The sequence below is a fragment of the Candidatus Spongiihabitans sp. genome (assembly GCF_965237845.1).
Lineage (GTDB): Bacteria > Pseudomonadota > Gammaproteobacteria > Arenicellales > Poriferihabitantaceae > Spongiihabitans.
The window spans coordinates 2657730-2679780 of the sequence record NZ_OZ250154.1; the positions used below are offsets into that span (position 1 = coordinate 2657730).

The following is a 22051-nucleotide window of genomic DNA, read 5'->3' on the forward strand; positions in this document are numbered from 1 at the left end:
AACTCATTCGTGGTCATTGGCACAAGAAAATTGCATTCATCCCGTCTTAACGGCAGCATGTCGTCCAGCAGCATGATGTATGATTGATTTATAACCTTTTGAACGGTAATATCCTGCCCCCAATTCGTGTCAGCATGATGGTTGATGAGACTATCGTTCAGACGCTCTATACTTAAAATCATATGTCATCTAATTGCCTGGAGAACCTCATTGCGTACCCCCTTGATTGCCGGTAACTGGAAAATGAATGGCGACCAGGATATGGCAAATGCGTTATGCCATGAAATTACTGTCGGCGCACAAACACTAAGTAATGTGGAGATGTTGCTATGTCCACCCTTCACATTATTGCTTGTGGTTGAATCTGCAATTGAAGGAAGCTCATGCCAGTTGGGCGCGCAAGATATGGATATTAATGGAAATGGCGCATTTACCGGGCAGATCTCTGCGGCAATGTTGCAAGATTGTGGCTGCAAATATGTCATACTCGGACATTCGGAACGGCGTTCAATTTACGGCGAATCAGATTTGTTGGTTGCGGAAAAGGTCAAGATAGCCGTGGCTAACGGATTGACCGCAATACTTTGCGTTGGCGAATCCCGGGAAGAACGCGAATCGGGAATTACCGAACAGGTCGTTGCGCGTCAAATCCAGACGGTTATCGACATCGTTGGAATGCAATCTTTCAATAACCTCGTCATTGCGTACGAACCGGTATGGGCAATTGGCACAGGTCTGACTGCGACACCGGATCAAGCCCAGCGGGTTCACAATTCAATCCGTCAACAACTGGCCTCCCTGGATTCATCTGTTGCCGATACCTGCCGAATTTTGTATGGCGGCAGCATGAAAGCCGATAACGCCAACGAATTACTTGCAAAACCGGATATAGACGGCGGACTAATCGGTGGTGCAGCACTAAAAGCACAAGATTTTCTCAAAATTTGTCAGGCCGCCTGACCAGCACAACAGGATTAAACCATGGTATCCAATTTATTATTAGTGTTTCATTTAGTCTTAGCGGTGACTCTTATCATTCTGGTATTGCTACAGCAAGGCAAAGGCGCAGACATGGGCGCTGCATTCGGCGGCGGATCGTCCCAATCATTATTCGGGGCAAGAGGCTCTGCAAACTTTCTAAGTCGAACGACCTCCATAACGGTCACGCTATTTTTTACAACCAGCCTGGTTTTGGCCTATCTGTACACAAGAACAGGCGAACAAAGCAGTGTCATTGCAGGATCGGTCCTGGAGCAATCGCAAGACCCCGCCACTCAATCCGTATCGGCTGAATCGGCTGTTCCGCAAACCGACCTGCCAGAAGCCGATGCCGCCCAACAACAAACCCACGAACCCGACGTGCCCGCAGCACCAGACAACTAGATTAAGAGCAACAACAAAAACAGCCGAAGTGGTGGAACTGGTAGACACGCAGTCTTGAGGGGGCTGTGCTTCACGGCGTGCGGGTTCGAGTCCCGCCTTCGGCACCAAATCTTTGTTTCGTGTTATTTTGATGTCCGGCTTTATCGCCGTCCAGCAAACCACGCTACCGATATGCATGTTAAGCGAATTGCTGCGACCACGGCAGCGGCCGGTGACCAGCGCGGTTGCGGTGTTTGTGATTGCGGTAACAGAATGCGGCCTGATTTGAGAAACCCGTTCAGTTTGTCACTTTTTATTTACAAGCACTGGCTTTTATAGAGACACTGACTATTTCATCCTGTTTGGTTTTAAGTATTGCGGTAGCGTAATTCTCGGCCACCGTATATACCACGATATATTTTCCGGTGAGAAAGGAATCGTTGTGGAGGGTATGCGGGGCTGTATAAATTCCGTAGCCGAAAGGAATTTTGAAAGCCGACACCTGATAGTCATCCCCTCGGTATTTACCTAAAAGAAGATAACCACCAGCGGCAATATTTTTAGGCAGATGAAAGTGGGGCGTATTATGATGTTCCAGGTACACGCCGCCTCCCGCCAGCGGGTGCATAATATATCCGGCAATATAGGATTCACCAATGTGCATTTCGGACACAGGGAGGTTTTTGCAACATTCAAAAACAAAAAGGTCGCCGTTCTTGAGCAACGAAGCCCCATAATAGCCCAGGTTTTCAGGAGTCGTCTCGGCTACCGGAATTTCAAGGGCATTATTTTCAACCAGCAAACTATCATTTCCACCTAAGATATTTCCCTCCACTGGTTGCCGCACAAAGTTTTGTCGCTATTGACCTTGGAAAGATAAACGCGAAGGAATCTTGTCAGCATCGTGCAACGGTTGCGGGTGTGCCGAATCTTTATCGTTGGGCGTAAACCCCCGTTGGTCGGCTGCATAGGCTTGCTTGAGTTTCACATAACCCAAAATTGCTGCGGTCTTCATATACGATCGGAGATCACTCCCGCGTCTATCAATGATAATGTCGGGAAGAATATCGAGGATATCCGTGGGAAGTTGGCCAGTTACCATCTCACCACAAGATTTTGATGCTGGCGTGGTCGTGTGCCATGTAGTATGCTTGCCATAGGTTTATCTCCTGTATTTTGTTTAATGGAGTAGGATATTTTACAAGAGAATTGATGTTTTATTACCTATTTTAATTAAAAAGGACGACCGCATAGAGTTTTCTGATGCAGATTGGGCTTCTTCATTCTCTGGAACATAAGCGAAAATACGGAAAAACATGGTTCGAAAAATTTGTATCTAACACGCTTAAATATCCAAAACAAAATACTATTGTTGGATTGATTGATATATTTCGAACCAACCAAGAGCATGTGGATGGGTTGATAGACATTTGTGAGAAAAACGGTTTTCACCAGTTCAGATTAATCGATACGGCAGGGTCAGCGTTTACAGAACAAATTGATGAAGTTGTCCCCAGATTAATCAAAAAATATGCAAACTGTAGTTTTTTCGGTCATTTTCACAATGATTTTGGTCTCGCCACTGAGCTAATGGTTCCCGGTAGAATGGAAAAACAAGTAGATGGTTGGAGGAGAATTGGTTTGGCGGATAACGATATGATCTATCTGATTGAGCATATTACAGTAGACATTGAACACGCGAATGGATGGATGCACGAAGTAGTTTTACCAATGATTGGTCATTATCCTAATACCGTTATAGACATTGTTTTGGGCGTGGAAAGACATCTTGATCACGCCGTAGCAGTACTCGACAAAATGATGACGCATCTCCCAGCCTTTCGCGAAAGCTAAAATAAAACGGGCGGTCCCAGATAACAAATAAAATGGTATTAAGCGAACTTTTAGGATTAGGTACTGCATTTTGTATTGCCTTTAGCGGGATGATTGCAACAGGCGTATCCAGAAGTTTCGGTGCCGTTGCATTTACGCGCCTGCGAATGATTATTTTATTTGTCATTATGATTGCCATTGCCGCATTTTTTGGGCTCTGGAATAAAATCGATATCAATAAAATTAGCATTCTTATCGTTTCCGGCGTAATTGGCATCGTTATGGGAGATACCGCATTGTATGCGGCGTACTCAAGGCTTGGTCCCAGACGAACCAGTCTTATGTTCTCGTTGAGCGCGCCATTTTCTGTTTTTATGGGAATTATTTTTCTTAATGATGAAATATCAAAATTTGATTTGCTTGGGCTTGGTCTGATACTAATTGGCATAGTCATTGCCGTGGCGTTTCGCGATGGAAATAATTTGAAATCTGGTTGGGAAGAGGTGCGGGGGAAATTAATTATAGGCGTTGGTTTTGGAATCCTTGCCGCACTTGGTCAGGCTGCCGGCACAATTATTTCCAAACCTGTAATGGAAGCCGGGGTGCATCCTGTGACAGCGACAGCACTACGAGTTGGTTGTGCTGCTGTGCTGCTTATTTTAATGGGATGGTTACCGGTGCAAGATTTTAAAGCGAAGCGGCGCATATCTAAAAAAATATTTTTACTGACCACCGTGAGCACATGCGTTGGAATGGGATTGGGTATGACTTTACAGATGACAGCGTTGATCGAAGGGCGAGCAGGGGTTGTCGCAACGTTTAGTGCAATGACACCAATTGCAGTTTTGCCAATGCTGTGGATTATTACAAAAAAATTGCCGAGTTTGTTGTGTTGGGCCGGGGCGATTTTTGCATGTGCCGGCATTCTGATATTGTTTAATTTTTAAAATCACGGGCGTTCAAATAAGGGGAGACTGCCGGTGACAAACCGGAGGAAGGCGGGGATGACGTCAAGTCATCATGGCCCTTATGGGTAGGGCTACACACGTGCTACAATGGCCGGCACAGAGGGCAGCGAACTCGCGCGAGCAAGCCAATCCCAGAAAACCGTTCGTAGTCAGGCTAAACCAAATAGAGATTCGGGGTCGGAGCGTCCACACAATTTGCTTTTTTGATAAAATATAGTAAGGATCAGGCTAAACAAAGAAATTTCATGGTGGGTATCCGTCATATCGGGGTCGGGCTGTATAAAACTCTGTTACAATATTTACAATATAATGAGAAATAATCCAATTTGAGCTAATCAGCTTCTATGACCCTATATTACAGGCTTGTAGTCGGTTGAATTATATCTATGCGATAGAAATATGCAGCACGGCTCAAACTCGAGTCTGGCACGGAACGCGTTAAGTAATCACCACAACCGGGCGGGATAAGTGAACCGGCATCGACCACCTGAAAGCCTTGGTGTTGGCTACCTGCTCCATACCGGGTGGAAAATCACCCAGGCTATGCTGGTCTTTCTCATATCAGGATGACTGATTTGGCGTGGTGCGCTGGCGATGGAGTATAACTGGCAATGGTATCGGATTCCGCCTTTCTCCTATCGGGCGGTCGATGGAGAAGTTATATGGGGGCAGCTGGTGTGGGGTCTCATTCAAACCCTCAAGCTGGCAATAGTTAGTGGCGTTGTGGCGATAATGATAGGATTTGTTACCGCCTTTGCGCGCTTGTCCGACTCCATTAGCCAGCGAGCGAATCGCCACTTGGTATCTCGATGCCATCCGCAACACGCCGTTGCTTGTACAACTATTCCTTCGTGGATTCAACTCGTAAGCGAAACAGTTAAGAAGTCTTGGTATTAAAAAAGACCTCATGGGGAGTGCGAAAGCCCAAGGTCTTTCTTGGGCGGTGGCTAAATTTATCCATGGCATGCTTGATTTCGACGTTGCGCACGGCCGTCAGCTCCCGCTGTTTCGGGAAGTATTGGCGAATCAGGCCATTGGTGTTCTCGTTCAGTCCGCGCTGCCACGAGGCATAAGGATGAGCGAAGCATATCCGCGCCTCAAGGTCTCTGGCCATGCTGGCATGGCAACTGAATTCGCGCCTGTTGTCATATGTGATGGCATGAACCTGGTTGATATGCGGCGCCAGCCCCTCCGTGACTGCGTTGCGCACGGCCTCGGCGGTCTTGCGCGGGACTGCGCGGATAATGGCGTGGCGGGACTTGCGCTCGACCAGCGTCACCAAGGTGCCGAGATGGCCTTTGCCGATCATTGTGTCGCCCTCCCAATCGCCGATGCGGCGCCATAGCGCTTGCGCCGCGCCTTGCGGCAACGCAAATATCGGTGCAGACCGCCGCCTGAACGCTTGTCCGCATAGACCTGTTGATAAATCCACTCATGGCTGACGCCGACGCCTTGCTCCATCTCAAGCCGAGCGACGATCTGCTCCTGGCTCCACTCTTTGCGCAGCAACGCTTCGACTTGCCGCCAGACCAGGCTGCTGATACTCGGCTGCGCCTTGTCGCAACGCCGCGACAGCACCAGCTGGTGAGACTGCCGGGGCCGGTAGCCCTTCAAGCCCTGATTGCGCCAGAGTTCGCCAGAGTTCGCGGCTGATCGTCCCTTTATCGCGGACCACTATCGCCGCAACCTCGGTTTGGCTATAACCGGTTTGCTTGAAGGCATAAATCCAGTATCGTTCCTCTTGGGTAAGCTGTGTGTATCTCATCGGCGCTCCTCCTGCTTCGTTGGTTCGAGAAAGCCACGATGTTACCGCAGCTTGCCTCTTCCAACACTGTGGAATTGCACTTGCTAGTTGAATTCAGGTGACTTTGCGCCATGCCGATAGTATTTTTGAGCATATCGATCGCAAAGGTGGTTAACATGAATCTTGAAAGAGTTGTTTTGGTTTTTTTATATTTTTAGCGCTGGCGCTGAATTTCGTCTTTCATAGTCGAAGACATTCAAAATCCGGCGCATCACAGCGTGTGGATATTGACCTTCGCTATTTTAATCAACCTGGTCGCCACAGGCCTTAAACTGGGCGACCGTTCACACGTCGGCGCACTGCTGGCGGCGGGCCTGGTGGCCGACCTGCTTCTTATCAGCGCGCGCGTCGTTTGGGTGGTGGCGGTGAGCGGCGTGGTCGATTCACCCTCGCCGGAGGCGATGGCCGCCATTGTCCCGCTGGCAAGCGGCGCGTTGCTGGCGAATCTGTTGTCGGTGATCATGCTGACAGGCGACACATTGCTGTCGCGACGCTAGAGTCTTGGACATGGCTTCCACTTCCGAGCTGAATCGCGTCACATTGATTGTGATGCGTTTCATGCGCCTGCCGATTATTGTGCTGGTGCTCGTTTGTGCCGTGGGAATCAGCGGCATGGCGTTAACCCCGGGCCAGGATGAGCAAGGCAATGCGGCCTACATGAACCTGTTTCACGCATTTTATTTTTTCACCTACACCGCAACCACCACGGGCTTTGGGGAAATCCCGACGGCATTCACGACGAGCATCGACTATGGGCGATTGTCTGCTTGTATGGCGGAGTAATCGCCTGGTTGTACGCGACCGGGTCGATCATCCGGGTGAGGCAAAATCCATATTTCCTGCAGGCATTGTCCGAAACAGCGTTTTGCGCGCGCAGTCAGGCGAATCGGGCAACCGTATTATGTGATTTGCGGGTTTGGCGACACCGGCAGCTTGCTGGCGCGCCGCGTGTTGTTGTTAATTTCCGGGCTTGCCGACATCTTATTGGAGAAGTTGACCGCGGAGCCATTGCTGACGGATCGGGTAATCAAGCGGTTCAAGCGAGTCTCGGCCACAGCAAGCCGTATTTGTGGAACCTGAAAATTGATGAAAGGCAGTCTCCGGCGTTGCTCGAATTATTGCGGGGCGGAACGAATATCGGACTGGCCGACCTTGTGAAAAAATCCAGCGATGCTCACTCAACGCTTGAATGCCTGCCGCTGGTTTTGAAGCGCGGAGCGCGGATTACTGTTTTGCCGGACCGGGAAACTGGCATTCTGGAAAATGACGAGTTGCTGTTTTGCGGCACGTTTGCTAGCGATATAGCGTTGTCGGCAAACCTTGGAAACTATTACACGCTCCACTATATGGCGCGGGGGGTTGATTTGCCACGGGGTATGTATTTCGCTGGTTGGCGAATAGAAGCAATTAGTCGCCGACAACTTTTTCGGCGGCACAACGCCATTCAAACGAACGCCGCTCAGGTTTGGCTTGATTTGCCTGCAAGTCATCCAACCGGTCCTTTTCTTTTTTCACCCAAAATCCGGCGCTTTTCAACAAAATCGCGGTTCGACAGTTTTTCCGAACATCTTGCCATCATCTTTTCCAACGTATTCAACTGTTTATTTGTGCGGTTAATTTCACCGGCAACATCGGCCAGACTTTCCACAGGCAATAAAACTTGTGTTTTGCCGACCACGGCCATAACGCTATCTGGCGGTGGTTGGCCTGGGTTCGCAGGCTCCATCTTAATGAACTCGGCACTGGCAAGCGCTTTAATATAAGCGGTGGGCACAGACAACAAATATAACCCACCACCGACAAGTGCTAGAATCATTGTTATGGAAAATTTACTTATCATTATTGTTGTGGTGTTGGCGGTTGCCGTTTTTTGGCTGTGGCGCAAAAGCGTTGCCGCCAAAAAACGGGGCGATGCACGACATGATCAATGGCATGACGACCGGCACAATGAATGGCGCGACAAATTTGAACAGGCGCAAACCGGCAAAGCAGTTGCGGTGACACGTGCCGAAGCGGAACAAAAAAACGTCGTGAGACTGTGCCAGGAAAATGAAAAACTGCAGACCCAAAGAGATCAAGATGTCGCCCGCATCGCCGAATTAAAAACCGAATTGGACAGCGTGCACACGCGGGTGGCCGAGGAAAAAACGTTCGTTGAGCAGACGCGCAAAAACATGCGCGATGAATTCCAAAATCTGGCGCAACACATTCTCGAAGACAAAGGCAAAAAATTCAGTAAAGACAGTGCAGAATTGCTTTCTCCTTTGCGCGACAATCTGGAGCAATTCCGCAAGCGGGTGGATGACGTGCATGCCATCGACGTGCGCGAGCGCGCATCGCTCAAAACAGAAATCAAGAATCTACAAAATAACGCCGTGCAAATGAGCGAAGACACTAATAATCTGGTGCGTGCATTGAAGGGCGACAGCAAGACACAGGGAAACTGGGGCGAAATCACCTTGGCCGTTTTGCTGGAAAAAGCCGGCTTGCGCGAAGGCGAGGAATACCAAACCCAACAGAGCGTGCGTGATGACCAGGGCAATTGGTTGCGTCCCGATGTGGTGATTAACCTGCCCGACAAAAAACATTTAATCGTGGATTCAAAAGTGTCCCTGCGGGATTACAGTGATTCGGTCGCCGCCGATGATGAAGATGCTCGCCAAGCCGCGCTTAAACGCCATGTACAGGCAGTGAGAAACCACGTTACCAGCTTGTCCGGCAAACACTACGCCCGCGTGCAAAAACTTAATGCCCCCGATTTTGTTTTTATGTTCATGCCGATTGAGCCAGCGTTTTTTGCTGCGCTGAGTCAAGACCAGCGGTTGTTTTCCGATGCCTACGATAAAAATATTATCTTGTGTGCCCCGACCACGCTGATGGCCACTCTACGCACGGTGGAGCGTATCTGGCAGTTGGAGCGTCAAAACCGCAACGCCGAAGAAATCGCTCATCGTGGCGGTTTGCTGTACGACAAATTTCACGGTTTTGTAGAGGATATGGATGGTCTTAAAACCGCTTTAGGGAAAGCCACGGGTGCTTATGATGCCGCCTTCGCCAAATTGAAAACCGGTTCGGGCAATCTCATCGGGCAGGCACAAAAATTGCATGCCCTCGGAGTCAATGCCAAAAAACCAAAATTAACCGATTCAACATCAAGCGATCAGTAACTTTCGCTTCAGGCAACTTGTTGCGGGAGGCAAATATTACCCCCGGAACGCCATTAAAAAGGTGCTCGGTTGGGTTCAATGCCACATCACGCGGTCTTCCATTTGCCGCTGGTAATCACGCCACAGGCTGCCCAAAACGCCGACGGGTTGTGGTCGTCCCAATACTCATATTCACTAACGGGAAAGAGCGTTGGCAGACGATTAGCGATGACCAGGGCGATTGTCATTAAAGAAGCACAAACATAAACGACGCCTGAACGGGATTGTTTTGGTTTTCACCCTAAACCAACCGCAGCCGGTTTAGTTAAAAATCCAGGGGTCAGAATGACTAGAGGTCAAATCGTCTTTTGAGAAAATATTTCACAGCGTATCTTTGCCGATAACTTAATAATTTACCGAGATCGCCTGTGGATGCCAGTGACGGCATGATGGCAGCAACTGACTGCTGCTCCAGAGGGAGGTCAGACAGTGGGCATGAATCGCAATGGAGTTTGCAGAAAAATACCCGCTTGCCAATATCATAGTTGTCGGAGTAACCAGATTTCCCGGCCGCGCCTCCTTCTCCGCCGCCGCCAGAACCACCGGAGTCGCCACCGCCACCAGAACCGGAACCAAGCGCCAAGCCGCTAGTCAGCAACAAAAACAGTAGAATAAACGTCAGTTTCTTCATTACAGGCATAATAATACAGATCTTCCGGGAAAGTTCCTGAAAGCATACATTTTTTTCACGCGGGCGCAACTTATGCACATTCCTAAGACTACGAATGAACCTCAACCAATTTTCCGTTCACGGCAATCCAGCGATTCAACCCCCGCCACGCTAGAGGGGGAATCTGCGCGTTAGGTTACCGGTATATCGGCTACTAGTCAAATCTGGATGGTGGCATCGGTTTGTTCAAATTTCTCGACCGGCACTTTTTTATCAACGGCGTTGTGCCCGGCTACTGGCGCTGTCTTTTTCGCCAAGGGCGGGAAATTACCTATCGGTGATTTTGGGGGCGATCATTTTCAGGGTTATCGACATTTACGGCTCGCCCATACTGAAAGATGGCTATTTTGTTTATTTAATCACCGTATTTGTCTATATCCCGGTGGCTCTTGCGAGACAATCGAAAAATATCCGGCGCCGCATACAGGAGATCGGAGAATCGACGGCGTTTGTCTGTAGGCACTGATTCTGTTCGTGCCATTCGGAATAAAACCACGCAAATGAGCAACCCATGGACACAACTGGTGTAAGTGAAGAAGGCGCTGGCGCCAAATTGGGAAATAACCACGGATGCAAGATAGGGACCGACAATGGCGCCAAGCGCGAAGAAAAAAGTCAGACCCGCGGATATGACTACAAACTGCCCTTTCTGCGCTCGGTCATTGGCATGCGCGGCAGATAATGAATACAGAGGAATGGCAAAAGCGCCGAACACAAAAGATCCCGCATAGATTAATTGGTTTGAATTTCCTGCAAAAAATGACATGAACATGCCTGCAAGGACGGCGCCAAGCGTTGCGATCAATACCGTTTTACGCCGGCCCAGTTTGTCTGAGAGATATCCCAGCGGATACTGCATGACCACACCCCCGATTATGCCAGCGGTCATAAACAATACCACGCCGCGGGTATCAAAGCCGATTTCGGTGGCATAAATTGGTCCGATCATGCGAAACGCCGAATTGGTAAGACCGATGGTCAGGGTTCCCAAACAGGCCAGCGGCGAGATTTGCCAAACTGTCTTGAAATCAAACTTGAAACCGTCGGGCGGTTTTGGCCTTGAGCGATTCGACAACGACACCGGCACCAGAGAAAGACAAAACATGATGGCAACGATGGCGAATAATTCGAAACCCACAAATCCTACTACCGGCAGCAGGAACTGGGCGCCGGTTACCGCCATCAGGTCAACGATGCGGTAAACACTCATCACCCGACCGCGATTGGTATTCGACACCGATTCATTGATCCAACTTTCAATGACCATTAACAATCCAGAGAAACAAAAACCGGTTATGCAGCGAATAACTACCCAGCAATAAGGGTTCGGAATCAACACCAGAACCAGGGAGGCGACGGCGCCTATCGCCGCCAAAGCCGCAAACACCCTGATATGTCCAAATGCCTGTATTAACTTGACGGCAAGAAAGCTGGCCGACAAAAATCCACAAAAGTAGGCGGCGCCCATCAAACCAATCAGTTGGGTGTCAAATCCTTCGGCATTGGCGCGTAATGCAACCAGCGTACTTTGCAATCCATTACCGGCCAATAGAATAGCCGCAGCAAATAACAAAGGTATTAACGGCGAAATCAAAATAGTTGAATCAAGTTACGAGTTCAGGCGAAGTCAAAGGCTATCAGATTTTCAACACCGCGGCGGAGACATTGATAGCGGGATCAATAACAAGCTGTATAGGGCACTCTAATAATAATGGATGTCTGTCAATTTTGCTTCATATACCTTTATACATTGCGCTCACACTTCAAATCGATTACCTTCGCACTCGTTTTATGACCCTTGGAAAATCTTGAGAATCTGTTGCGCAGAACTTGGCACAAAACTTGTTTGGCGCCAGCCAAGTCCCACTGTTACCGACACGAATGTTAAACGCCATCGACAAAAAACGGGTTGTTCAGATCGCGCTTTTTCATATCGCAGTCATCGCGCTGGCGAATTACACCGTGCAGTTTACCGGTACGTTTATGGGTTACTATTTTACCTGGGCGATGTTTGTATTTCCGCTGGTGATTCTGGCTACGGATTTGACCGTGCGATTATCAAGCCAATCCAATGCCCGCGTGATTGTAGGCATTGCCTATATTCCGGCAATTTTGATCAGCGCTTGGTTGGCGGATTGGCGGATCGGCCTGGCCAGTGGCACGGCATACCTGGTCGGGCAATTGCTGGATATCACGGTTTTTCAACGAGTGCGCGAGCGCACGAAATTGTGGTGGCCTGCGCCACTGCTGTCTACATTTTTCGCTAACATCATCGATACCTATACCTTTTTTTCGGTGGCCTTTTATCAATCCGCCGATGAATTTATGGCGGCAAACTGGGTCGGGGTGGCGAGCGTGGATTTGGGCTTCAAAATCGTGGTGTCCATGGTGTTGTTTCTGCCCGTATATGGGGTTTTGTTGAATTTTCTTGGTCGAAAAACAATCCTGCATACGAGCTAGTCAACGCCGCAAAATCAGAGGGATGACTGGATTGGACGCGCTTTTAACAAGACCGATGATAGTGTCAAATCGGCGTAAAGACAAAGCATGCCTTGTCTCTGCGATACGGTTTGCCAAGCCCTCAATCCCCATTATCCGGGAGGAACAGGCACTAATTTCAGTTCAAGCCTGCGAAAACCAAACAAATGAATTAGAATAGCGGGGTTGCGCTGAAATCCAGTGCTTGAAAACCTGTAATAATGACCTGTAATAATGATTTGTAGAGATCAATCTTTGTGCTGACCAATTATTTTCCGATCTTGCTGTTTATTCTAGTCGGGCTGGCGCTCGGCACGGTAGCGATTGGTGTGGGCAAGGTGCTTGCGCCCAATAAACCCGACGCTCAGAAGCTTTCTCCTTACGAATGCGGGTTTGAGCCTTTTGAAGATTCCAGAATGAAATTTGATGTTCGTTATTATCTGGTTGCGATTCTGTTTATAATTTTTGATCTTGAAATTGCGTTTTTATTTCCCTGGGCTATTGTGCTCGATAAAATTGGTGTGTTTGGGTTCTGGGCGATGATGGTTTTCCTTGGAATCCTGGTCATCGGTTTTATTTATGAGTGGAAAAAGGGCGCGTTGGAATGGGAGTAAACCAATGGCCTTAGAAGGTACATTACAAAAAGGTTTTGCCACGGCGAAACTCGATGATCTAATCAACTGGGCGCGCACCGGTTCGATGTGGCCAATGACCTTTGGCTTGGCCTGTTGCGCGGTGGAAATGATGCAAGCTGGCGCGGCGCGTTATGACCTTGATCGATTTGGCATTATATTTCGCCCCAGCCCCAGACAATCCGATGTCATGATCGTGGCCGGCACGCTGACCAATAAAATGGCCCCGGCCTTGCGCAAGGTGTACGACCAAATGGCGGAACCGCGCTGGGTAATTTCCATGGGCTCATGCGCCAATGGCGGCGGCTACTACCACTATTCCTATTCTGTGGTGCGAGGTTGCGACCGCATCGTGCCGGTGGATGTTTATGTTCCGGGTTGCCCACCTACCGCCGAAGCGCTGATTTACGGCATCTTGCAACTGCAGAAGAAGATAAAGAAAACCAATACCATTGCTCGACCGACACCCGCTCAGGTAAGCTAACGGGCGCAATCAGCTAACGATCAACCTATATATTAATACTGTTTGCATGCACTTGGACAGCAAAAATCACCACTCGTTGCTCTAGGTTTCACTCTACATAAAAGACAAGAACCGAACATAATATACGAAAGGAAAGAAAATATGGCCGATGAAAGCCTCGACTTAAAAAAACCTGTGGAGTCGGAGGACTATCAAGAATGTACAAATTTTGTCGTTCAGACCATTGAATCAATAATGAAAGATGCAATAGATACTGGGCGGAACAAAATAATTATCAACACGAATCTAAAGCTCGGGATTCCCATGGAGAATGTTAATAAAATTGCTGGTCCATTTATTGAGGCATGGGCATTTGAGAAATTTACAGAATCATTGGAAGATGAAAAGAATAAATACGCATTAATAAATGTTGAGGCTGGAGAACGCCTTAACATGGCTGATGTTATTTTGCAGTTTAAGAAAACCAGGAAAAGAAACTCTTCTGTTACTGGTCATGTGGATGTAAAAGCCACTTCAACAGATATAGCAAATAGCGGGAAATCACCGAATATTACATCATTTGCTAGAATACGCTCCGCATATATAACAGACCCCGACTATATTTTTGTAATCCTATCAATCAAGCATCGTGTTTCTAGCACTAGAGATCATGAAACAAAAATGATGATGGGTATAATGGAGGTCGTGGATTTTAACGCCTATGATCTGAAGTATCTATCAGATCCTGATATCAGCTATAACCCAGCATTAGGTACAGGTCAAATTCAGATTAGAGATATTCACTACGTAACAATACAAATACGAACCACATGGGAATTTTGCCAATTACTTGATAAAAAGTTTATAGCCTCAAAAAAAGGCTATGACCAGTGGCTTGAATATGCGGAACAAAATGGATGGATAAAATAGATGTCTAATATCAATGTACAGTGTGGTGATGCTGTAGAGCTATTCAGAGAAATCAATAGTTCATCTGTCGATGTTATTGTGGCAGACCCACCATACAACCTTGGCAAGGATTATGGAAATAATCATGACCTAAAAGGGTTTGATGAATATATTGAGTTTACCAAATCATGGTTATCAGAAGCCAAGAGGGTATTAAAACCTATTGGTACTATTTATGTTTTTATGGGCGTCAGATTTATATCTTATCTATACGACATTATGGATAGGGATTTAGGGTTATTCTTTAATAGTTGGATTGTTTGGCATTACACACAAGGTCTCGGAAAAACCAAAGGTTTTTCACCTAGACATGACGATATTTTAATGTTTACAAAATCAAAAGATTTTGTATTTAATTTGGATAATGTACGTGTGCCACAAAAATATTATCGGGCAAGAAATAATATGAGGGGTGCAAATCCAGGCGATGTATGGAAGTTTTCCCATGTTCACTATTGCAATCCAAATAGGCAAAACCACCCGACGCAAAAGCCAGAAGGACTCATCGAAAGCATGGTTATGGCTTCAAGCAACGAAAATGGCCTTGTTTTAGACCCATTTTCTGGGAGTGGCACGACATTACGTGTTTGCCAACAAGTAAAACGGAATGCAATAGGTTTTGAGCTAAACCCTGAATATGTAGAGATGACGAATACCAGACTTAATGAACCATTTAATGGCTTTGATAGTATAGACCCAAGAATGGAACGATTACCTAATGATCTAAGGGAACAAGAAATAAGGGATGAATACTTAAAAAATCATGTTCAGTGGTTCTTAAGAAACCATGAAAATGCTTTAGAGGTTTTTAAGAAATCTGTTAATGATAAGTATGGGGTAATTTTGAAAGAAAAATCAAGCGATTCTCAGCAAGCAGAATTATTCTGATGTTTATCAAAATTCAAGCAAATAGAGCCAAGCTAAAAAACGTATAACGGCAATGATGAGTTTGTCACAATTAAGAGAATACCTGCCAACCCTGTTGGGCGATGCGCTGTTGTCCGAGCGTGTGGAATTTGGCGAGCTGACCTGCGAAATAGCCTGCAAGGACATCAAAACGGTTTGTCAAAAACTCCGGGATCATAAAAACGCCCAGTTCGATCAACTGATTGATTTGTGCGGTATGGATTATTCGAGTTACGGTGAGGAAGATGATGCGCTCTTGGGAAGCGGGACACAAAATGCAACGTCATGGCCCGGCAGTCGCTATGCGGTGGTGTATCACCTGCTGTCCTTGAATCATAACTTCCGCCTGCGGCTACGCACCGAATTAGACAATGACCCGCCAACTACCGAATCGGTCATTGATATTTGGCCCGCGGCGAATTGGTTTGAACGTGAAGCCTTCGATTTACTCGGCATTATATTTACCGGCCACCCGGACCTGCGGCGTTTGCTGACCGACTACGGTTTCATCGGTCATCCGTTTCGCAAGGATTTCCCATTGTCCGGGCAGGTGGAAATGCGCTACGACGAGGAACAGGGGCGGGTGATTTATCAACCGGTGACCATTGAGCCGCGCACGCTGGTGCCGCGCACCATCGGCAAGGATGTGTTCAGTCGAGCCAATGCCGACATCGGCCATTATAACGGTGGCGGAGAATAACCACCTATTCCATGCTTAAACTGCCGTCTATACGAGGAGGGCGCGATGAAAAAACCATTGGATAAAACGAAGAGATCATCACAAGTTACAGGTAATGTGGGTATGTTTTACGCTTGCTATAAATTATCTATGATGGGTTGGAATGTTATGCCTACAGCGAGAAATGCTAAAGGTATTGATATTGTTGCCTATCCTGCCAACGCTAATAATTTTATTGGTATCCAAGTAAAAAGTTTATCACAAAGGACCGCAGTTCCTCTTGGAAAGGGCTTAGATGGGATAATGGGTGATTGTTGGATAGTTTTAAATAGAGTGCGTGAAGAACCACCGAATTGCTTTATTCTGTATCCAGAAGAAGTAAAAAAACTTGCTAATCGTTCAGGGAAAAATGGCAATATTTCTTACTGGCTGGAACCGCCCGATTATGATGTAAAGGAGTTTAAGGAAAAATGGGGGAGATTGGATGAGATACTAATACATAAGGAAAAAAGCATGAATTCCTCGGCGATTACGCAAAATGGCTGAAATCCGCAACTACACCATGAATTTTGGGCCGCAGCACCCGGCCGCTCACGGCGTATTGCGGGTCATCATGGAAATGGACGGGGAAGTCATTGAACGCTGCGACCCGCATATCGGGCTGCTGCACCGCGGCACTGAAAAACTGGCTGAATCCAAACCCTATAACCAGAGTATTGGCTATATGGATCGGCTGGATTATGTGTCGATGATGTGCAACGAACACGCCTATGTGTTAGCCATCGAAAAAATGCTGGGGGTTATGCCGCCCATTCGCGCACAGTACATCCGCGTATTTTTCGATGAAATTACCCGTATTCTCAATCATTGTTTATGGCTCGGCGCGCACGCGCTGGATGTCGGCGCAATGACGGTATTTTTGTATTGTTTCCGCGAGCGCGAAGATTTGATGGATTGTTATGAAGCGGTTTCCGGGGCGCGCATGCACGCCACTTATTACCGTCCGGGCGGCGTGTACCGCGATCTGCCCGATCAAATGCCAAAATACGCGCCAACCAAACGCCATTCCGAAGTGCAAACCAAGGCGCGCAATGCCGACCGGGAAGGCTCCCTGCTGGATTTTGTCGAGGCATTTACCGATCGATTTCCGCGCTGCGTTGATGAATATGAAACGCTACTGAGCGACAATCGAATCTGGAAACAACGCACCGTTGATATTGGCATTGTCACGCCAGAACGGGCCAAAGCGCTTGGTTTTACCGGCGCCATGTTGCGCGGTTCTGGGGTCGAGTGGGACTTGCGAAAAAAACAACCCTATGCAGTTTACGAGCAAATGGATTTTGATATTCCGGTGGGCGCCAATGGTGACTGTTATGACCGCTATCTGGTGCGCGTGGAAGAAATGCGCCAGTCCAATCGCATCATCAAACAATGCATCGACTGGCTGCGAGAAAATCCGGGCCCAGTCATCGTCGATGACCATAAATTAATCCCGCCTTCTCGGGAAAATATGAAAGGCGACATGGAATCACTGATTCACCATTTCAAATTATTTACCGAAGGTTATTGTGTGCCTGCGGGGGAGGCTTACGCCGCTATCGAGCACCCCAAAGGCGAGTTCGGAATCTATCTGGTCTCCGATGGCGCAAATAAACCTTATCGGGTAAAAATTCGCGCCCCGGGTTTCCCCCACCTGGCGGCATTGCATGAAATGTCCCAGGGTCATATGTTGGCTGATATGGTGGCCATCATCGGTTCCCAGGATATTGTGTTCGGGGAGATTGACAGGTAATTTCGTGGAAGACAAAGCATTACTCTCCGACGCTTCATTGCGGGAAATCGATAATGAGCTGGCCAAGTACCCGCCGGACCGGCGGCAGTCGGCGTTATTGGCGGCGTTGCGAATCGCTCAGGATGAACACAACTGGTTAAGCGAGGAGCTTATCGAATACGTCGCCGAAGTCATCGGCGTGCCGCCGGTGCGCGCTTTTGAGGTCGCCACATTTTATTCGATGTACGACCTAAAACCGGTCGGCAGACATAAAATCAGCGTGTGCACCAATATCTCCTGCATGCTTCGCGGTTGCGATGAAGTGGTTGCACATTTGCAGAATAAATTGGGTATTGGATTTGGCGAAACCACCGACGACGGTAAATTCACCTTGAAAGAAGTGGAATGCTTGGCAGCCTGTGCCGGTGCGCCGATGATGCAAATCGGCCGCGACTACCATGAAAATCTGAGCCCGGAAAAAATCGACGCAATTTTGCAGGCATTGCCGTGACCGACATTGAATTTAATACGGTGCGTAAGGCTTACAACGTGTGTTTGCCGGATTCGTCCATAGACCAGCCCTGGACACTGAAAAGCTATCAAGCGAACGGCGGCTATCAGGCGCTCGAAAAAATCCTGCGAGAGAAAACGCCGGCCAGCGAAATTATTGAAGCCTTGAAAGCGTCAAACCTGCGCGGGCGTGGCGGTGCCGGTTTTCCCGTGGGGGTCAAGTGGAGCTTTATGCCGAGAGCTGCTGACGGTCAAAAATATGTGATTTGCAATTCCGACGAAGGCGAGCCGGGAACCTGCAAGGACCGGGATATTCTCCGACTTAACCCACATGCGTTGATCGAAGGCATGGCCATCGGCTGCTATGTTATGGGCGCGACTGTTGGATACAACTATATGCGTGGCGAATTTTGGCAGCCCTATGAGGTAATGGAGCGGGCCATGAAAGAAGCCCGCCAAGCCGGATATCTGGGGCGCAATTTGCTGGACTCCGGTTTCGATTTCAACCTGTACAGTCATTTAGGCGCGGGCGCTTATATTTGCGGCGAAGAAACCGCCTTGCTCAATTCCCTGGAAGGCTTAAAAGGGGAGCCGCGTTTCAAACCGCCTTTTCCGGCCGCATTCGGGTTATATGGCAAACCGACCACGATTAACAACACCGAATCCTTCGCCTCAGTGCCTGCTATTTTGCGCGGCAACGGCAAATGGATGAATAGCCAATGGTTCAAGGATCTGGGCGTAGAAAACTCAGGCGGCGTAAAAGTATTCTCCGTGACCGGTCATGTCGAACTACCGGGCAACTATGAAATTAAAATGGGTACGCCGTTTAGCGAACTTTTGAAAATGGCGGGCGGCGTTTGGAAAGGGCGGAAATTGAAAGCGGTTATCCCCGGAGGCTGTTCGGTACCGGTTATGCCTGCCGAAAATATTATGAAAGCGAATATGGACTACGATTCGCTGCAACAAAACGGTTCTGCGGTCGGTGCCGGTTCGGTCATTATCATGGATGAAACCACCAATATGGTCAAAGTGCTGGAACGGATTTCTTATTTTTACTACGAAGAATCCTGCGGCCAGTGCACACCATGCCGGGAAGGAACCGGCTGGCTATATCGAATTATTAGACGCATAAACAATGGCCACGGCACGATGGCCGACCTTGATACTTTATTGGATGTGGCCAATCGGATCGAAGGCCGCACTATTTGTGCCTTGGGGGATGCCGCGGCCTGGCCGGTGCAAAGTTTTCTCAAACATTTCGGCCACGAGTTTGAAGCGAAAGTTATGGCCACGGATGGCCTGTATACCGCGAGCGCAGGACGCGCAGGAGCGGCAGCCAACCCCGCCAACGCAACCGCCGACGCCGCATGACCAAGGTGACCATAGAAGTGGATGGCAAATCCCTGCCAGCTCAGGCGGGTGAAATGCTGATCTGTGTCACCGATAGAAACGACATTTATATCCCCCGGTTTTGCTATCACGAAAAACTTTCCATCGCCGCAAACTGCAGAATGTGCCTGGTTGAAGTGGAAAGAGCGCCTAAGCCGCTGCCGGCCTGTGCGACGCCGGTGATGGACGGGATGAAAGTGTTTACCCGATCAAAATACGCTCAGGCAGCACAGCAGGGCACGATGGAATTTTTGCTGATCAATCATCCGTTGGATTGCCCGGTGTGCGACCAAGGCGGAGAATGTCCGCTGCAAGACCAGGCCATGGGCTACGGCAACGATGACTCCAGATTCCTGGAAAGAAAACGCTCGCTGCCAAGTCACGACATCGGCCCGCTGGTTGCCACAGAAATGACCCGTTGCATTCACTGTACCCGCTGTGTCCGGTTTGGAGAGGAAGTTGCCGGGGTGATGGAAATGGGCGCCCCTGGACGGGGTGAGTTTATGCAAATCGGCACCTTTCTTAATCGCTCCATAGATTCGGAAGTGTCCGGCAACATGATTGATCTTTGTCCGGTGGGGGCATTAACATCAAAACCCTATCGGTTTGCGGCGCGCTCATGGGAACTGCAAAATCACCCCGGCATTAGTCCGCACGATTGCCTGGGCACCAATATTAATATTCAAACCCTGCGTGATCAGGTCGAGCGCGTATTGCCGATCGATAATCCCGAGATTAACCAATGTTGGCTGGCCGACCGCGATCGTTATAGTTATGAAGCGGTGAATAGTGAGCAGCGTTTAACCCGGCCTATGATCAAAGACGGCAGTGAATGGCGTGAAGTGGACTGGAAAACAGCGCTCAATCACGCCACCGCCGGCATGACAACGGCGCTTGATTCAGGCACTGGTAACGACCTTGGCAACAACATTGGTAAAGGCATCGGCGGGTTAGCCGCAGCGACCTCCACTTTGGAGGAATTTTATTTGCTGCAGAAATTGATGCGCAGCATGGGTAGCGATAACGTAGACCACCGATTGCAACAATGCGACTTTCGAGACGATAACATCGCACCGCGTTTTCCAGCCTCGGAAGTCCAAATTCAGCACTACAACGATTTGGCGGCGGTATTGCTGGTTGGCTCAAACATCCGCAAAGAACAACCCTTGCTGGCGCTGCGACTGCGCGACGGATGCAATAAAAAAGGCACAAAAATCAGCGCCATCAACCCTGTGGATTTCGATTTTAATTTCGACACTGTTGAATCCGACGTGGCCGCTGGCGGGCAAATGGTTCGCAGCTTGGCGGCACTGGCGGCGCGTGTTGCGCATATCAAATCTGCGGAACCGCCTTTTGATATTAAAAAGATTGCCGACTCCGATTCCAGATTTGAGCAAACTGCGAAGAATATCGTTGCAGCTGGCGAAAATGGCTTGATTATTATTGGCGCATTGGCACAACAACATACGGATGCCAGTTTATTAAAAGCGATTTCGCAATGGATTTGTGACACCACGGGTTGCAAATTAGCGGTGCTGGGTTGCGCCAATAGCGCAGCCGGTTGGATAGCGCGTTGCGTGCCTGGCGATAACGGCATGAATGCCGGGCAAATGCTGGGGCAACATGGTTCAACCGAGCAGGGTTCAGCCGGGCTTCGATGCTTTGTTCTGCTTGGAACCGAGCCGGAACTGGACAGCATCGATGGCAAATCCGCATTGGCGGCGCTGAACAAAGCGGAATTCATTGTACAAATCAGTGCATTCAAAAGCGCGTCGGTCATGCAATATGCAGACGTATTGTTGCCCATGGCCGCCTTCACTGAATCTGCCGGGACTTATATTAATTGTGAAGGTCGTATTCAAAACGCGAAAGTAGCGGCCACGCCAAAAGGCGAGGCCCGCCCAGGCTGGAAAATTCTTCGGGTAATGGGCAATTTTCTTGGGCTAAATGGTTTTGAACAGGTCACAATCGACGATGTCACCGGGGAAATCAACCTCACTGATATCGCCCCTTCCTGCCGGTTAGTGGAGTTGCAATTTCACCCGGCCCTTTCATACAGCGAAAAGGGCACCCCCGATTTCGTGGAATCCAGCCCATTAACCCGCGTTGTTGACATACCAATGTATCGCGCTGAGGTCACCTTGCGACATGCTCAGGCGCTCCAACAAACCGCTGATAATCCGCCCCCGGCCGCCAGCCTGAATCCAGTCACTGCTACCGGATTGCAGCTCAATGATGGCGCTCAGGTTAAAGTCCAGAACGAATCAGGCAGCGCAACGTTGCAATTAAGAACCAGTGATCGCATCGCCGAGAACTGTGTTTATGTGCCCGCAGGATTCATGGAAACAGCTGGATTGGGCGGGCATGTCATGGTCACCGTTGAGGCAATAGAGTAAACCAGGCATGACGGA

The 22051-nt window shown here is 48.7% G+C and carries 27 protein-coding genes, 1 tRNA gene and 1 pseudogene; 21 read left to right on the top strand and 8 right to left on the bottom strand.

The genetic code is table 11. The features are described 5' to 3' along the window. Positions 1 to 210: 210 nt before the first annotated feature. The 4 genes from tpiA to ACPXXB_RS12895 all read left to right on the top strand — a co-directional run bounded on the left by tpiA (position 211) and on the right by ACPXXB_RS12895 (position 1651). Positions 211 to 960, top strand: a complete 750-nt coding sequence (gene tpiA, locus ACPXXB_RS12880; protein ID WP_423907980.1) for a triose-phosphate isomerase — start codon at positions 211 to 213, stop codon at positions 958 to 960. 21 nt (positions 961 to 981) lie between these two features. Next, on the top strand, positions 982 to 1383 hold the full coding sequence (gene secG / locus ACPXXB_RS12885) for a preprotein translocase subunit SecG (protein ID WP_423907982.1): 402 nt from the start codon (positions 982 to 984) through the stop codon (positions 1381 to 1383). Between the two features lie 22 nt (positions 1384 to 1405). After that, positions 1406 to 1490 (top strand) — tRNA-Leu (locus tag ACPXXB_RS12890). 5 nt (positions 1491 to 1495) lie between these two features. Continuing rightward, entirely contained in the window at positions 1496 to 1651 is a 156-nt protein-coding gene (locus ACPXXB_RS12895) for a hypothetical protein (protein ID WP_423911226.1), read from the top strand. 24 nt (positions 1652 to 1675) lie between these two features. On the opposite strand, the gene ACPXXB_RS12900 is transcribed toward ACPXXB_RS12895, so the two are convergent. Then, complete coding sequence (locus ACPXXB_RS12900) at positions 1676 to 2164, bottom strand: hypothetical protein (RefSeq protein ID WP_423907983.1); 489 nt, start codon at positions 2162 to 2164, stop codon at positions 1676 to 1678. A gap of 57 nt (positions 2165 to 2221) precedes the next feature. After that, positions 2222 to 2464 carry a hypothetical protein gene (locus ACPXXB_RS12905; RefSeq protein ID WP_423907985.1) on the bottom strand — a complete coding sequence of 81 codons (243 nt, stop codon included), beginning with the start codon at positions 2462 to 2464 and terminating at the stop codon, positions 2222 to 2224. Between the two features lie 161 nt (positions 2465 to 2625). Here ACPXXB_RS12905 and ACPXXB_RS12910 point away from each other — a divergent pair, with 161 nt between their 5' ends. Continuing rightward, positions 2626 to 3216, top strand: coding sequence for an iron-containing redox enzyme family protein (locus ACPXXB_RS12910; protein WP_423907987.1), 591 nt, complete (start codon positions 2626 to 2628; stop codon positions 3214 to 3216). Between the two features lie 32 nt (positions 3217 to 3248). Further along, positions 3249 to 4142, top strand: coding sequence for a DMT family transporter (locus ACPXXB_RS12915; protein ID WP_423907989.1), 894 nt, complete (start codon positions 3249 to 3251; stop codon positions 4140 to 4142). A gap of 898 nt (positions 4143 to 5040) precedes the next feature. Here ACPXXB_RS12915 and ACPXXB_RS12920 read toward each other — a convergent pair. Continuing rightward, positions 5041 to 5928, bottom strand: a pseudogene (locus ACPXXB_RS12920) (IS30 family transposase). Positions 5929 to 6185: 257 nt separating this feature from the next. On the opposite strand from ACPXXB_RS12920, the gene ACPXXB_RS12925 reads away from it, so the two are divergent. The 3 genes from ACPXXB_RS12925 to ACPXXB_RS12935 all read left to right on the top strand — a co-directional run bounded on the left by ACPXXB_RS12925 (position 6186) and on the right by ACPXXB_RS12935 (position 7047). Then, the gene (locus ACPXXB_RS12925) at positions 6186 to 6464 is read left to right on the top strand and encodes a DUF6394 family protein (protein WP_423907991.1); all 279 of its coding nucleotides are present in this window, start codon (positions 6186 to 6188) and stop codon (positions 6462 to 6464) included. Positions 6465 to 6474: 10 nt separating this feature from the next. Beyond that, on the top strand, positions 6475 to 6750 hold the full coding sequence (locus ACPXXB_RS12930; protein ID WP_423907993.1) for an ion channel: 276 nt from the start codon (positions 6475 to 6477) through the stop codon (positions 6748 to 6750). Between the two features lie 120 nt (positions 6751 to 6870). Continuing rightward, positions 6871 to 7047 carry a hypothetical protein gene (locus tag ACPXXB_RS12935; RefSeq protein WP_423907994.1) on the top strand — a complete coding sequence of 59 codons (177 nt, stop codon included), beginning with the start codon at positions 6871 to 6873 and terminating at the stop codon, positions 7045 to 7047. A gap of 98 nt (positions 7048 to 7145) precedes the next feature. Here ACPXXB_RS12935 and ACPXXB_RS12940 read toward each other — a convergent pair whose 3' ends face one another. Next, a complete protein-coding gene (locus ACPXXB_RS12940; RefSeq protein WP_423907996.1) occupies positions 7146 to 7457 on the bottom strand; it encodes a hypothetical protein in 312 nt (103 codons plus the stop codon). Beyond that, positions 7454 to 7807 carry a hypothetical protein gene (locus ACPXXB_RS12945; protein WP_423907997.1) on the bottom strand — a complete coding sequence of 118 codons (354 nt, stop codon included), beginning with the start codon at positions 7805 to 7807 and terminating at the stop codon, positions 7454 to 7456. Before ACPXXB_RS12945 ends, ACPXXB_RS12940 begins: the two co-directional genes overlap by 4 nt. Here ACPXXB_RS12945 and ACPXXB_RS12950 point away from each other — a divergent pair. Next, entirely contained in the window at positions 7788 to 9134 is a 1347-nt protein-coding gene (locus ACPXXB_RS12950; protein ID WP_423907999.1) for a DNA recombination protein RmuC, read from the top strand. The two genes, ACPXXB_RS12945 and ACPXXB_RS12950, sit on opposite strands and share 20 nt — an antisense overlap. Positions 9135 to 9220: 86 nt before the next feature. Here ACPXXB_RS12950 and ACPXXB_RS12955 read toward each other — a convergent pair whose 3' ends face one another. The 3 genes from ACPXXB_RS12955 to ACPXXB_RS12965 form a co-directional block, all read right to left on the bottom strand. Next, positions 9221 to 9361 (bottom strand): hypothetical protein, encoded by a 141-nt coding sequence (locus ACPXXB_RS12955; protein WP_423908000.1) that lies wholly within the window; start codon positions 9359 to 9361, stop codon positions 9221 to 9223. Between the two features lie 101 nt (positions 9362 to 9462). Further along, positions 9463 to 9813, bottom strand: a complete 351-nt coding sequence (locus tag ACPXXB_RS12960; RefSeq protein ID WP_423908002.1) for a hypothetical protein — start codon at positions 9811 to 9813, stop codon at positions 9463 to 9465. Between the two features lie 385 nt (positions 9814 to 10198). Next, complete coding sequence (locus tag ACPXXB_RS12965) at positions 10199 to 11437, bottom strand: MFS transporter (RefSeq protein WP_423908004.1); 1239 nt, start codon at positions 11435 to 11437, stop codon at positions 10199 to 10201. Positions 11438 to 11724: 287 nt separating this feature from the next. Here ACPXXB_RS12965 and ACPXXB_RS12970 point away from each other — a divergent pair, with 287 nt between their 5' ends. From ACPXXB_RS12970 to nuoG, 11 genes are all read left to right on the top strand, one after another. Next, positions 11725 to 12303: a queuosine precursor transporter gene (locus tag ACPXXB_RS12970; protein WP_423908006.1), complete on the top strand. Its 579-nt coding sequence runs from the start codon at positions 11725 to 11727 to the stop codon at positions 12301 to 12303. Between the two features lie 275 nt (positions 12304 to 12578). Beyond that, complete coding sequence (locus tag ACPXXB_RS12975) at positions 12579 to 12935, top strand: NADH-quinone oxidoreductase subunit A (protein WP_423908008.1); 357 nt, start codon at positions 12579 to 12581, stop codon at positions 12933 to 12935. 4 nt (positions 12936 to 12939) lie between these two features. Continuing rightward, positions 12940 to 13437 carry a NuoB/complex I 20 kDa subunit family protein gene (locus tag ACPXXB_RS12980; protein WP_423908010.1) on the top strand — a complete coding sequence of 166 codons (498 nt, stop codon included), beginning with the start codon at positions 12940 to 12942 and terminating at the stop codon, positions 13435 to 13437. A 141-nt stretch (positions 13438 to 13578) separates the two neighbouring features. Further along, complete coding sequence (locus tag ACPXXB_RS12985; protein ID WP_423908011.1) at positions 13579 to 14346, top strand: restriction endonuclease; 768 nt, start codon at positions 13579 to 13581, stop codon at positions 14344 to 14346. Then, positions 14347 to 15273 carry a DNA-methyltransferase gene (locus ACPXXB_RS12990; protein ID WP_423908012.1) on the top strand — a complete coding sequence of 309 codons (927 nt, stop codon included), beginning with the start codon at positions 14347 to 14349 and terminating at the stop codon, positions 15271 to 15273. Between the two features lie 55 nt (positions 15274 to 15328). Then, complete coding sequence (locus tag ACPXXB_RS12995; RefSeq protein ID WP_423911202.1) at positions 15329 to 15991, top strand: NADH-quinone oxidoreductase subunit C; 663 nt, start codon at positions 15329 to 15331, stop codon at positions 15989 to 15991. A 45-nt stretch (positions 15992 to 16036) separates the two neighbouring features. Next, on the top strand, positions 16037 to 16516 hold the full coding sequence (locus tag ACPXXB_RS13000; RefSeq protein WP_423908013.1) for a hypothetical protein: 480 nt from the start codon (positions 16037 to 16039) through the stop codon (positions 16514 to 16516). Continuing rightward, on the top strand, positions 16509 to 17762 hold the full coding sequence (locus tag ACPXXB_RS13005; RefSeq protein WP_423908015.1) for an NADH-quinone oxidoreductase subunit D: 1254 nt from the start codon (positions 16509 to 16511) through the stop codon (positions 17760 to 17762). The genes ACPXXB_RS13000 and ACPXXB_RS13005 overlap by 8 nt, the downstream gene beginning before the upstream one ends. Then, entirely contained in the window at positions 17752 to 18252 is a 501-nt protein-coding gene (gene nuoE / locus ACPXXB_RS13010; RefSeq protein ID WP_423908017.1) for an NADH-quinone oxidoreductase subunit NuoE, read from the top strand. The genes ACPXXB_RS13005 and nuoE overlap by 11 nt, the downstream gene beginning before the upstream one ends. Beyond that, complete coding sequence (nuoF, locus tag ACPXXB_RS13015; protein WP_423908019.1) at positions 18249 to 19622, top strand: NADH-quinone oxidoreductase subunit NuoF; 1374 nt, start codon at positions 18249 to 18251, stop codon at positions 19620 to 19622. The genes nuoE and nuoF overlap by 4 nt, the downstream gene beginning before the upstream one ends. Continuing rightward, on the top strand, positions 19619 to 22036 hold the full coding sequence (gene nuoG, locus ACPXXB_RS13020; RefSeq protein WP_423908021.1) for an NADH-quinone oxidoreductase subunit NuoG: 2418 nt from the start codon (positions 19619 to 19621) through the stop codon (positions 22034 to 22036). The genes nuoF and nuoG overlap by 4 nt, the downstream gene beginning before the upstream one ends. The last annotated feature ends 15 nt before the right edge of the window (positions 22037 to 22051 follow it).